Consider the following 13,218-nt stretch of genomic DNA (forward strand, 5'->3'; position numbering starts at 1 on the left):
AACGTGCGATTGGCCGTCCGCGTGGTTGACGCCGACGAGGGTCACGGACGCGAACGACTTGCCCTGAGCGATCTGCTTCAGGACATCGGTCAGGCCCGCCGCACCGTCGAGCGTCAGGTTCAGTGTGTCGGGGATCGGCTTGCCGGGCCCGAGCGAACCGCCCTTGATCGCGGTGGAAGCTTCAAGGCCGAAGCTGTAGCCGTCGAGCTTGATCCAGGTTCCGCTCACCGTTTTACCGAGCGCGATCGCGTGGTCGCCAGTCACGCCCGAGAGCTGCAGGTAGTACTCTGTCGCCACAGCAAAGCCCACGGGCTTGGTCGCTTCGACAGTTGGAGCTTGGACCGTAGTTATGGCGCCCGTCGGCACGTCATAACCGAAGCTCGACGGCGTGGTGCTTTTCTCAGTCTGTGCGTACTCGTTGAGGCCGATCTGCTTGTAAGCGAGGCCGACGTCGTAGACCGTTTGACCATCGGCATCGGTCATGGCCTTCAGTGACGTCACGAACGCGGTCTTGAGCGTCAGGTCGGAGATGACGTTGCCGTTGATGTCCACCCCGTCGAGCGTGAGCGAGGCGAGGGATTGGCCGGTGATGGCAGCGCGCAGGTAGGCCAACTCGCTCGGCCCGAGCTTCATCGTGAGGTGGACCGCGTCGAAATCAGGCTTACCGACGGCCGCGCCGCTGCCCTTCAGGTAGGACGTCTCCGCGCTCACCCCGAAGCTGTAGCTTTCGACCTCGCTCCAGCCCTCATGCCCCTTCTCCGTGACCTCTCCGGCTACACCGGGGATCTTGAGGTAGAGGCTGTGCGGCGAGCCGTAGCCTGCGACGGGTGTGATCGAGGCGATCTGACCCTTCGCCTCCAGCCCGCTCGTCGCATCGGTCAGCGTACCTTTCGCCACGTCCCAGCCGAGGGTGCCCGCCGCCTTGTACGAGCCGTCCGCCCCCTGGCTGGCGTAGCTCTGCTGGATCGTCTTGTAGACGAGCGACAGGTTGTAGCCCTGGCCGTCGCCCCCGGCGGACCCGCTCTGAGCGACGCTTGTGACGAAGGCGTTCTGAAGGTCGATCGTCTCGACAACGTGCGATTGGCCGTCCGCGTGGTTGACGCCGACGAGGGTCACGGACGCGAACGACTTGCCCTGAGCGATCTGCTTCAGGACATCGGTCAGGCCCGCCGCACCGTCGAGCGTCAGGTTCAGCGTGTCAGGGATCGGCTTGCCAACCGAGATGCCACTGGGCGCTGTAGTATTCGCGGTTTCAAGACCGAAGCTGTAACCGTCGAGCTCGATCCAGGTCCCTCCTGCTGTGTTGCCAAAAGCAATTGCATGGTCGCCGGCTACACCCGAGAGCTGCAGGTAGTACTTGATCATTGCATCCAGCTCGCAAAAACACGCCTGCTACGCCCAGCAGGCGTATCATATGCTGGATGACTTCTTAACGGTAAGAGTCCGTTCTTGATATATTTAAAAATTCAAATTTTCGTTTGAGTCACTTAAATCACACGACGACGGCTACTTGTATCATTTATGACACCATGCAGGCTGGGGCATGAATGTTTCCATGCGACTACCTTTAGATTTTGGCGCCACTTCAATTCCGCCTATATTACGCCATATTGAAAAATAAAAATGAATATGTAATTCGATTAATTTAAGACAACACGATCAAGGGCACAGCGACGAACAAGTTGAATTTTTGTTAATAATCAGCAAGCATCTGCTGAATACCACTGCATTCAGATTTAACCAGGGCCGGCAGGGCAAGACCGGAATTAAGCCATACGAATTCAAGATCTGAGTAAAGGTTGAAACGTCAAACCCAAGTCTCGGCCGGCCGACGAACGACTGCTTTGAGGCTTCACAGAAAGCGCTCCCAGCGGCTGAGTTGGGTCGAAAGCAGAATGGATTGTGTAGACGGCTTTGCGACGGCCCGCTCTGCAACCAAAGCTAGCAGTGCAGAGATCGCCATCTCATCAGATCCTGAGCCCTTGCAGAAACTCGAATTGCCCCTTTGGAGAGGGGCGCCAATCTGTCTCGTGCAAAGCTCACTGGATAGTTAAGTCATTGCAACTAAGCCTGCCAGGCAGTCAGTTGTTTACGAACAATTTTCACGTCCCGTCATGGAATGGTCGGCATACTGTTCGATGACCGAGGGTATGTTGGTATGTTCAAGCGGCTCGCTGACCGCCTTTCATTGCGCCGTCAAATCAGTCTGCTTGCAGGCAGTATCGGCTTTGCAATCGTTGGCGCGACCACGGTCGGATCTGCGCTGCTGGCGCGCGACCAAGCTACGGCTACCGCGCAGACCGCGCTCCGTCAGGTCGCTGGGTCGATGGCCGATCGACTCGATCAGGACATGGCTGAGCGTCTGCGGGAAATCCGAAACGTCGGAGCACTCGAGCCGCTGCAGCCCCACTGGATGGAGGATACCGGCGGTCTGCGCAAAGTCCTTGAGACGATGCAGAGATCACTGCCGGATTATGCCTGGATTGGCTTCGCCGATCGCGACGGGCGCGTGCGTGCCGCCACAGGCGGCCTTCTTGAGGGAGCGAACATCAAACAGCGTCTTTGGTTCAGCAACGGCCTTCAACAGCCCACGGTGGAGGATGTGCACGCGGCCGTCCTGCTGCAGTCGCTGCTGCCTCCCCATAACGATGGTTTGCCGTTCCGTTTCGTGGATATCGGCGTTCCCGTCAGCGAACCCTCTGGCCAGATCCTCGGAGTTCTCGGGGCTCATCTCAGCTGGAGATGGGCTGATGACCTTCGGCGCGAGGTTCTGTCCTCACGTCGACCCGAGTTGAAGGAGGACGTGATCGTCCTCGATAACGCAGGCCGGGTTCTGCTCGGCTCTGAACTTGGGGTTACGCCGTACACAGCTGCGGATCTCGCTGCCGGGAATTTCATCTTTCAAGGCGCTGAGGGAAATCGGCTTGCCGCGGCCGTCGCCACTCGCGGACGGGGCGACTATTCCGGCCTTGGCTGGATCGTCGTCGCATTGCAGCCCGTCGACACCGCTCTGGCTGGAGCCAACCGTCTCACAATCCGGATACTATCGCTTGGGCTCGGTGTCGCCATGATCGGCGGCATCGCAATCTGGTGGGTTGCGGCGCGGCTGACCCGGCCGTTGGCACAACTGACTGACGCCGTCGATCGCATCGGCCGCGAGCCGAATGCCAGGATGACGCGCCATGTGCACGGCTCCCCTGAGGTTCTGCGCCTGTCTGCTTCGGTGCGATCGCTGCTGAGGCGCATCGGCACGGTCGAGGCAGATGCACGTCTTATCGAGGCAGAAGCTTCTCACGCGGTCCACGCAGCACAGGATCGCGTCAGACGTCTCGGAGCCGATCTGCATGCAATGCAATTACTGGCCGGGACGGACGCGCTCACAGGCCTCCTCAACCGGCGCGCGTTCCTGCCCCTGGCCAACGATGCGATGAGCGATTTCAAGCGGCACGGGCATTCGGTTTGTATTCTGATGATCGACATCGATCATTTCAAACGCGTCAACGACTTGTACGGCCACGCTGCAGGCGATGAGGTCATCCGTTCTGTTGGACACATCATCAGCGAGGCGGTTAGGACAACTGACGAGGTAGCGCGTTTCGGAGGTGAAGAGTTTGTGGTCCTGCTTCGAGAGAGCGATCTGAAGAGGGGGATCGTTATGGCGGATCGGATCCGCCAGACGGTGGCAGACACTGTTTTCAAGCCGGAGGGGCAGTGCCTCGGGGCGACGGTCAGCATCGGCATCGCCGAGGCTCAGTTCGCCGATGGTGACGTTGACCACACCATCGAGCGCGCCGACCGGGCTCTGTACGCAGCCAAGTCGAACGGTCGCAACTGCGTGCGATCGTTTGAGGGAGCCGCATCACCCGATCTTCGCACGGCTGCATAAGGCGATTGGGATAGCAGACGAGTCGGATCAAAAAAGCAAAGTAGAAGAAAAGCCCGCAATGCTAGCCCTTATTCTCGACGATGCGGAGATGAACAACCTCGTAATCACAGCAGCGCTCCGGCCAATCGCTGGCTGCACGCCCTGTGACTTCACCCTGCCAACCGAAGCCCTGGCCTTTGCGAAGACCCGCGCCAGCGAGATCGGTGTGGTAATTACCGATTACGAGATGCCGGACATGAACGGCATTGAGTTCATTCGGGCCCTTCGGCGCATCCCAGAGTTGGCGACCGTGCCGGTCGTCATGGTCACGAGCTTCGACGAGCGAAGCCTCCGTCGCACGGCTCTGGAGGCTGGCGCGACCGACTTCCTGGCCAAACCCGCCGACCCCGTCGAAATCCGCGCACGCGTCACTAATCTGCTGGCCCTCTCGGCAGCCCATCGCAATCAACGCGATTACGCCACGCAACTCGCCCGCGAGGTCGCCGCTGCGGTAGCCTTGGTGGAGGAGCGCGAGCGGGAGATCGTCTCCACCTTGATGCGGGCGGCCGAGCACCGAGATGCGGATACCGGCGACCACATCGTTCGGGTCTCGGCCTATGTGGGGTTGATCGCGGAGGCGCTGAGCCATTCTCCGGCGGAGTGTCGGCAATTGAGCCTCGCGGCAACCATGCATGACGTGGGCAAGATCGCCGTACCGGATTCCATCCTGCTCAAGCCCGGTGCTCTGACGCCCGAAGAGCGTCGGGAGATGGAGCAGCACGCCGAACGCGGCCAACGCATCCTGGGTGGGAGTGCCTCACCGGTGATGCGGCTCGCGGCAGAGATTGCGGTGAGCCACCATGAGCGATGGGATGGGGCTGGGTACCCGCATGGTCTCAGGGGAGAGGAGATCCCATTAGCCGGTCGGATCGTCGCGGTGGCAGACGTTTTCGACGCGCTCACGACCGAGCGCCCCTACAAGCAGGCGTGGTCGCCTGAGCGGGCACAAGCACACATGGCTGAGAATGCAGGCTCTCACTTTGACCCACGCGTCGTGGAAGCGTTCCTCAGCCGATGGGACCGGATCGAAGCCTTCCTATTGGTCGGCCGGCAGGAACAGGATGTGCCTCACGCAGCGTGAAACAACAAACCGGTCCTGCTCGCTCTCGTACAGGTCTACCTGTCCTCTCACGAGCCGGCGGCCAACAACAGTTGCTCACCTTAAGCCGAAGTCCCCGCAGGACGAACGTATGTCCGCTTTGGAGAAGCGCTGACCGGAAGTCCGAGTGACTGGGTTGGGTCGGTTGGAGCCTGTCCGCTTATCCGGACCCCCATCTCCGAAGCGGACCAGCTGCTTTCGGCCACATCCAGTCTCAAGGGCATGCGCCCCTGAATGACTGGGGTGGGTGGATTGCCGCCGGTCCGCTTCTGAGCCATTCGTCTGGGAAAGCGGACAGACTTACAGAGGTCTAGGCTCACCACTCTTCGCCCGTCATCGATTATCCGATTGGCTGCCGTCCCTGAAACCGCATGGCACCTGATGGCTAGCTCCTGTTGACGATCCCTGAAATGCTGAGGCCGATGAGAGCGCCGTCGAACCACGTACACGCGAGGCCTGTTCCGCCGGGTAACCCGCTGCGCCCTATCCCGGCGTTCCGCGTCGGCGTGACGGGGACGCGCGACCTGCGCGCTCATCCGGGGGCATCCGAGGTGCAAATCCGCAATCAGGTCCGAACTGTCCTAATTGGTTTCCGTGACGAGGTCGCGGTCATCCAACGGGACTGCGGAGCACAGGAGATCTACGCGGAGGAGACGCGGCCGTTGCTCCGTCTCATCACACCGCTCGCCGAAGGCGCGGACCGTCTGGTGGCCGAAATCGGGAGAGATATCGGATACGAGATTGAGGTAGTCCTGCCCTTTCCTCGCGCGGAGTATGCGCAGGATTTTGTGGCTTCCGGGAGCGCCGCCGATTTTGATCGCTGGCTGGGACCAGAAGGCACGCCGGACGAGCACCCCCACCTCGCGCTCGACGGTGGGCGCGGTGACAACGAGACCGCTAGCTACGAGGCAGTCGGTCGCCTCGTTGTGCGCAACTGCGACATGTTGATCGCTGTTTGGGACGGACATTCTGCTCGGGGGCGCGGGGGAACGGGCGACATCGTGCCTTTTAGCCTAAGCTTCGGCATTCCAGTCTGGTGGATCGACGCGACGGGCACTTCTCCGCCTCGCTTGTTGCGCGACCGATCGGATCTACGCGCGCCGGAGCAGGTGCTACGGGATGAACAGGCCGCGCAGGCGCTTGGTCGGTTCGTCCGTGATCGAGTCCAGCCGCCTCACCCCCATCGCCACGCTCATAGTTTGGTTGGTGCTCTGCTGCACCGCGTGTTCGGCCCCAATGAGGATCCGCTTCACGCGTTCCTGCGTGCACAGCCCCTGCCACCGAGCTCAGTGTGGCGCCTCTACGGCGGAGTCTATCGGTTGCTAGCCGGACCCCGGATCCATGCCGGGCCGGAACCGGTTCCTGTTCCGGATGGACCCGTGGCGTATTGGGATTGCCTCTACCGGCCAGCCGACCGCGCGGCCAGCGAGTGTGCGGATCGCTATCGGTCGTCCTACATCTGGGTGTTCCTCCTAGCGACGCTCGCCGTTGCCTGTGCCATCGCGGCTCTGGCACACGAGCCCTGGAAGCTGGCGGCCACCACAATTGAAGTTGCAATCCTGGGCAGTATCCTTGTCATCGTGGGCGTAAACGAGCGGCAAGACTGGCACGGACGGTGGATTGCCTACCGTCTGCTGGCGGAACTCTGCCGCAAGCAGGGGGCCACAGCAATCCTGGGTTGGAGCCTACCCCCGGCAGACCCACGGCACGCGCAACTGTCCGACGAACATCAGCCAGGCGAAGCCTGGGTGGGCTGGTATTTCGATGCCCTAATGCGGACTGCGCCGCTTCCCCGAGGGGACCTGAGCACTGAGCTCCTCGTCTCGGCGCGCGACTACGTCCGGATCACGCTCATCGAAGAGCAGCTTCGCTATCACGAAGACCGGCAGATTCGCAGCCGACGCGCTGGCCGGCGCCTCGTCCGCCTCGGTGAAATGACTTTCCTGGTCACAATGGTCCTTGTGCTGTTGAAGCTCGCGTTTCTCCTATCCGTTGGGCGCACCTCAATGGGCGGGTACGAGACATTTCACGGACTAATTGTCGGCCTGGGCGCGGCGGCGGCAATGCTACCCGCTGCCTCGGCGGCATTCTTCGCGATTCGGGCCTATGCCGAGTTGGAACTGCTGGAGAAACGCTCAGCGCGCATGGCTCGGCTGATGGCACAGGCGGCCCGTCGCCTCGACCGGCTCGACCTCAGCCGTCCCCTTGCGTCGCAGGATCTCGCGGCAGAGATCGCCGAGATTTCGACTGCCATGTTGCAGGAAGTCACGGGCTGGGCGGACCTGTTCCGCGCGAAATCCGTCGAGGCGAGTTAGAAGGCCCGCACCTCACGCGATGTCCGCCGCGTTTGGCTTACGGGAAAGGGAGAGTGGCGCCACGGTCGGTGAGGGATCTAGGCTGCCGTCGATCCGCGCATGCAGATCCGCGATTTCGCCAGCGACGAAGCCCGTTCTGCCGCTAGTATCAGTGGGGGCGAGGCGCAGCGTGACGTTCGGCACTGCAAGAGCGCGCAGCACGACGGCGCGGGCCGACGGTGCAGACGGGTCGATGGTCAGGACGAGATGCTCGATCCCGTCCGGGTCGAAAACCTCAAGGGCTGTATCGGCCTGCGCCAACCCAATGACCCTTTCACGCCGAATCTCTCTGCCTACGCGGGCGAGGATCACGGGGATGCAGGCAATCGTTGCTTGGGTTCCAGAGCGTACGTCATGCGGGAGTTCGTCCCAAGGACGCAGGAGCGGATGACGCCGGGCTGCATCATCACGGATCGCGCCATATCGCCAACCGGCGAGCCGCCGCTCAATCACCCACCGCTCATGCTCAGCGGCGGACAACCCATCCAAGTCCTCTTCGCTCAGGGAAAAGAGGCGCGGGGCCTCCGCCGGGGAGGAACGCAAGCCGTTTGCGCGCAGCTTCACTTCCAGATGGTCGGCGAACAGGCGGTTGGAGCGCTTAAAGAGTTCCGGCAGGGCGTGCCACGGCCGCGCGCTCGGCGCGTCGGACGCGGTGCTGAGAGTGTCGAGATACACCTCGTGACAGGCCACGGCGAGCTCGTCGCCTCTCCTCGAATCCAGGCCGTCGGCGAGCAGATCGCCGAGGTCGCCGTAGGGAACAAGTCGGTCACCGTGCCATGGCGTGGCTTCAGCTTGCGCGAGCACCTCAGCGAGCGCCCTGCGGCTCGCAACCCGTACGAAGACCGATACGGCGCGCTCGTCACGGGCGTCCAGGTCCGCGCGCGCTCGCGTGCCAGCATAGAGCGCCTCGCCGTCGTCGGGCAGGCAGACGACGAAGGCTGCGAGCGAGGCTTGCGCGAGTCTGTCCCGGATAGGCTCCCAGCTTTCGGGCTTCGCAGCGGCGATCTTTACCTCATAGGCCTCGAGGTCGGCGACGGCGGCGATACCGGGATGGAGGGCGGCAAAGGCGGTGGCGGCTGCCTCGCCACGGGCGTCGAACACCACTAGTCGCAACCGGCGCCCCGGCAGGGCGAAGGCCGTGCGCACGGCCTGAGCGGCGATCGCCCGCCCGACATCGCCGAAGCCGAGGATCGCGAGATCGACCCGCTTCGGGCGGAGGATCGGCGAGGCCGCGAAGGGGGGCGATCGGCAGAGGAGTCGCCCCGCGCTCTCGGCAACGCTGAGGATGCGCAACTCCGCTGCGCCCGAACCAAGTCCGGTCCCGGCGCGGCTAGCGAATTGTTCGAACAGCCAGTCGGCCCGCATTTCCGGCACCACGACGAGCCGGTCCCCGAAGCGCAACCTCGCTCCGGCCGTTTTCACGGCGGAGAGGGCGATTTCCAGGTTGGCAGTGTCATCGCCCGTGCACGCCACGAGCATCCTCGCGCGCCGAACTCCCGCCAGATCGAGTACCGCCGCGCTCTTCGCATCCCCCGGGATCGTCGGAGCGCCTAGACTCTCGACGGCCCGAGCGGCGGCGCTGTCGGCGTCGAGGTCGATGACGAGCACCCGCTCGCCCTGTTCTCGCAGACGCTCGACCACCCGCCGTCCGATTCGGCCGAGGCCGCAGACGATCACATGGTCATGGCTCCTTTTAGCGAAGGCGACGCGCAGGTCGCGCCGCGCATTGATCAAAAACAGCTTGGTGGCCGTTAGCAATGCGACGAGCGGCACGAGCCACTGAGCGACGATCAGTTGCCAGGGATCCTTCGGCAAGCTGTAGCTGCCTCCGCCCTTCACGAGATGCGCCGATTTCTCGATTCGCTCCAGGGCGCTCAGTGCCGGATCGAGCTGGCCGAAGCCCCAGAAGGCCAAGCCGAACGCCAGCGCGGCCACGGGCGCAAGTGCCAGCCAGGCACGGTTGCGCAGCATGCCGACCGTCCGGACGGGGTTAGCGAGGCTCGGCATCCGGCTTCAACCTGTCGTCGGCCAGCTTGGCGGTGGCCAGCGCGAGGTCGCTCTGCCGCTGGGCGTTTTTCGGTTCGCGCTCAGCCAGGGTCCGGCGAAGGGCTGCCGCTTCCTCGTAATATGTCCGCGCCGTGGCTGGATGACCCATCAGCAGGTCGCGATCTCCCAGATCGCCCAGGATAGTCGAAAGCTGAACCTGCCATCGTGGATTGTTCGGCTCCCGGGCTAGCAGGGCGCGGGTAAGGCCCAGCGCTTCCTTTGAGTCGGCCTCGGCCCCCGCGACATCACCAACCTGAGCCTTGAGCCGTCCGAGCCGGGCCAAGGTTGTGGCGAGAAAGAATTGCCATTCCGGATTATCGGGATCGCGGCGAACCAGCTTCCTTGCGATGCTAAGATCCTCCGACCAAGCACTCGTCGCACCGACAATATCGCCGCTGTGCTGCTTCATCGATCCGAGCCTGTTGAGGGCGCCCCAGAAACGACGCTGCCACATCTTGTTCTCTGGTTCGCGTTCGGTCAGGAAGCGGGCCTGTGCCACGCTCTCCTCGTATGCGGACCTCGCGGCGGCGGCATTCCCCTCGCGCCGGCGGACGTCGCCAAGCTCGCCTAGGTTCAGCGCGAGATCACCCTGCCATGCGGAGTTGTCTGGATCGCGCTTTATGAGGTCACGCCGTATGGAAAGCGCCTCTTCATAGGCAGCGGCCGCCGCTGGGACGTCGCCCATCTGATCTTTCAAGGCACCTATCTTGTCCAAGCGGAAGGCGAGCTCGCGCTGCCAGCGGGTATTGTCCGGCTCTCGAGCGACCATTGCCCGCGTTATCGCGAGCGCCTCCTCGTAGGCCGGGCCTGCGGCTGCGATATCGCCCATCCGCAGGCCGAGCGAGGCGAACTGATCCAGACTGATTGAGAGAATGAACTGCCGATCGCTGTTGAGGGGATCGAGCGCGACGAGGGCGCGGACGAGATTAAGGCTCTCCGCGTAGTCCGCCCGTGCCTCTTCGAGGTGGCCTGATGCGGCCTGTAATTCGGCGATCCGGCCGAGACTGCGCGAAAGTTCGAGCGGCCATTCGGTGCTGCTGGGATCGCGCCGCACTAGTGATCGAAGCAGTGTCACCCGCTCCTCGTAGGCAGCCCTGGCGATAGTCGCATCGCCGGTCCGCAGGTTGAGGAAGCCGATCTTACTGAGGCCCTGCAGCAGGCCACGCTGGGCGATACCATCGCTGGGATCGCGTTGAAGCAGTGCGCGGTCGATATCGACCGCCTCACGGAAGGCCGTATTCGCAGAAGCGGTATCGCCGCCGTCCCAGTAGGTCTGGCCGAACTCCACGAGCATGGCCGCGCGGCTTCGCTGGATGACGGATTCGCCGGGCGCCGCCTGGGTCAGAGCGGCCATAGCGGTCTCTACCCGGCCAAGGATCCGGCGTTGGGTCGCTACACGCAATCCCTCGACATTGCGTAAGCCCTGCGCCACGTCCGACACCACGCGGTCCACCGTCTCATGGGCGACGGTGAAGTTGCGCTCCGCCCGGCCACGCTCGGTCTCGGCCCGCTCGCGCTGCTGATAAGCGACGCCGCCCGCCGCCGCCGCCCCTGCCGCCACGACGGCAAACATACCCGCCGCCGCGTAGGCCCGCCGTAGGGCACGGCCCGCATGGTGGCGCGAGGCGCGGAGATAGGCGAGATCCTCGTCTGGAAGCTCGTCACCGTAGGATGCGGCGATCTCCTCCGCCTGCGCCAGGAACGAACCCCGTGGAAGCAAGAGGTCGTTCGTTCGCCGGGCGCCTTCCCAGTCTCGCCGGCGGCTCGCGATGCCCGCCCGCACCCGCTGGAAGCCTGCGCCATCAGCGACAATCTGCCGGGCGCGGTCCCACGCCTCGATGACCCGCTGGTGCGCCAGCCCGACGATCGCCGCTCCATCCTCACCGAAGCCGGTGGTCAGGAGACGCGCATCCGCCAGCGCTGCAACGAGCCGTCGGCTCGCCTCTGTCGGCGCGACTATCGCGAGCGGAGCTGGTATGAGAGCGAAGGTTGCAGCACCGCGGGATCCCGCCTGTGCCGGAACGATGAGTCCGCGCAGGAGCCTGGGCAGCGCCGCCTGCTCGGCCGGGCCCAGTGTCCCGAACGCGCGCTCCGCCTCTTCGCGGATGGCCCCGTCGAGAGTGCCCAGGGCCCGGTAGGCGGCGAAGGTCAAGCGTTGCGGCGCGGTCCCCTCTCGCGTTCGATACAGGCGATCGAGCACAAATTGCAGGAGCGGCAGAAGATCCGGCCGGTCGATGTCAGCGAGCAGGCGCTCGTCGAGGCCCTCGCCCGACGCGGGGTCCTTCTCCCATTCGAGATCCGCCGCGCGGGCGGGCTCGCGAACGATTTCGGCCATTTCGGCAAGACCTGGAGGTTTGAGCGTAAGCGTGCGCTCATCGCCCGCTAGCGCTGCCAGCGGGCTCTTGAGAAACGCTTCGTAAAACTCCGCCCGCAAACTCATCACGACCCAGACGGCGCCCGTGCGAGCCAGCGTGTCGAGGAGACGCGCGAAGGTCGAGCGCTGCTCATCCGTCACTGCGGTGGCGAAGACCTCGTCGAGTTGATCGACGACGAGCAGCAGACGGGCGGGCTCCGGCCGGTCCGATCCCCAGGCCTGCCGGCTTGCTTCCGCCACGCGGTCGAGGGCGGCCAGGATGGGCGCGACGGCGGTCTCGTCCGCATGGGTGAGCAGGCGGCCCAGTGCGTCCGGCGTGGGAAAGGCGCCCTCCCCAATCTCCGGGAGGGCCGCTGGTCGGCCCGCCTCGGCCGGGTCGATATCGTCTACGCGCTCGAACAGGCGCCGTGCTAGAATTGTGACCGGCCCATCTGGACTCTCGCCAGGTCGCATGAGCGCCACCCGCCAGACGCCAACGCCGTCGACCTCGCCCGGAGCGATGAGACGCGGCACCAATCCCGCGCGAAGGAGCGAGGACTTGCCCGCACCGCTTGGCCCGATCACCAACTGGACCGGCACGCCGAGCGAAGCCGAGGCTTTCAGCCGTTCGACAGCACGGGCAATCTCGCGGCCCCTGCCGAAAAAGACCGCCGCGTGGCGCATTCCGAACGGCGCCAGACCGCGGAACGGAGAGCCACGCTCGGCCGGCCACAGCACGGTCCGGTCGCCGAGGACGTGGCGCTTGAGCCAGTCCCGCAACAGGGTCTCGGTCTGCGCCTCAAAGTCATCGAGGCTGGCATAAGTCTGGTATGCGCCCTTAAACTGCCCCTCGGTTGTCAGGAAAACCTCGTCGGTGAAGCGCTTCAGTGCACTCCACTGCATCTCGACATCCATTCGGTCGGGCGCGTCGAGGCTGATCTGCGGCGGAGTTGGCCATCGGAAAACGTAGACATCCGGAAGCTCCCCCCGGCGCTTCTCCCGCCTTGCGCGGATGGCGGAGAGGATCTCGTAAGCCGTCCCGCTGGCATAGCTCTGGCCGGGTGGGAGCTTTTCCTCGGGCGGCAGAGCTTCGTGAAATGCCGCTGAGAGCGGGCTGCCGATGCGTCCGCGCAGGACGGCAATGACGATATCGCACTCGCCTGATCGGGGGATCTGGGGCTGGAACGCGTCATGGGCGGCGTAGAAGCGCTCTTCCCACCGGACGGCATCGAGATGCACGGTATCAGCCAGTGCGGCATTCAAGCGGTCAACGACCCGGCTAACGCGGCGGCGCTCCGCTAAGGCATCGTTGGGTGATGACACAAAGATGCGTACAATTCGCATAACGTTGCCTCGTTAGGTCCCACGCCGCTTGTGGCACTTTTGTCCCAAATTTGTGCCACCCACCCAGGAGACGGGGAGGCTGTTTGATGGGCCCTGA

Annotated in this window: 6 protein-coding genes; 3 read left to right on the forward strand and 3 right to left on the reverse strand. The window is 63.9% G+C overall.

Features of this window, described 5'->3' with window-relative positions:
* Positions 1 to 1,365 (reverse strand): type VI secretion system tube protein Hcp (locus ACS5Q7_RS15350; protein ID WP_478340173.1); only part of this gene is annotated, 1,365 nt, incomplete at its 3' end.
* A gap of 793 nt (positions 1,366 to 2,158) precedes the next feature.
* Between ACS5Q7_RS15350 and ACS5Q7_RS15355 the strand changes: the two genes are divergently transcribed.
* The 3 genes from ACS5Q7_RS15355 (at position 2,159) to ACS5Q7_RS15365 (ending at position 7,339) form a co-directional block, all read left to right on the forward strand.
* On the forward strand, positions 2,159 to 3,886 hold the full coding sequence (locus ACS5Q7_RS15355; RefSeq protein ID WP_478340174.1) for a diguanylate cyclase: 1,728 nt from the start codon (positions 2,159 to 2,161) through the stop codon (positions 3,884 to 3,886).
* A gap of 58 nt (positions 3,887 to 3,944) precedes the next feature.
* The gene (locus ACS5Q7_RS15360; protein WP_478340175.1) at positions 3,945 to 5,006 is read left to right on the forward strand and encodes an HD-GYP domain-containing protein; all 1,062 of its coding nucleotides are present in this window, start codon (positions 3,945 to 3,947) and stop codon (positions 5,004 to 5,006) included.
* A gap of 680 nt (positions 5,007 to 5,686) precedes the next feature.
* A complete protein-coding gene (locus ACS5Q7_RS15365) occupies positions 5,687 to 7,339 on the forward strand; it encodes a hypothetical protein (RefSeq protein WP_478340176.1) in 1,653 nt (550 codons plus the stop codon).
* A 12-nt stretch (positions 7,340 to 7,351) separates the two neighbouring features.
* Here ACS5Q7_RS15365 and ACS5Q7_RS15370 read toward each other — a convergent pair whose 3' ends face one another.
* Together ACS5Q7_RS15370 and ACS5Q7_RS15375 are read right to left on the reverse strand one after the other, a co-directional pair.
* The gene (locus tag ACS5Q7_RS15370; RefSeq protein WP_478340177.1) at positions 7,352 to 9,349 is read right to left on the reverse strand and encodes an NAD-binding protein; all 1,998 of its coding nucleotides are present in this window, start codon (positions 9,347 to 9,349) and stop codon (positions 7,352 to 7,354) included.
* A gap of 19 nt (positions 9,350 to 9,368) precedes the next feature.
* Positions 9,369 to 13,040, reverse strand: coding sequence for an nSTAND1 domain-containing NTPase (locus tag ACS5Q7_RS15375; RefSeq protein WP_478340178.1), 3,672 nt, complete (start codon positions 13,038 to 13,040; stop codon positions 9,369 to 9,371).
* Positions 13,041 to 13,218: the final 178 nt, after the last annotated feature.

It is taken from the genome of Methylobacterium sp. Gmos3, from assembly GCF_056430985.1.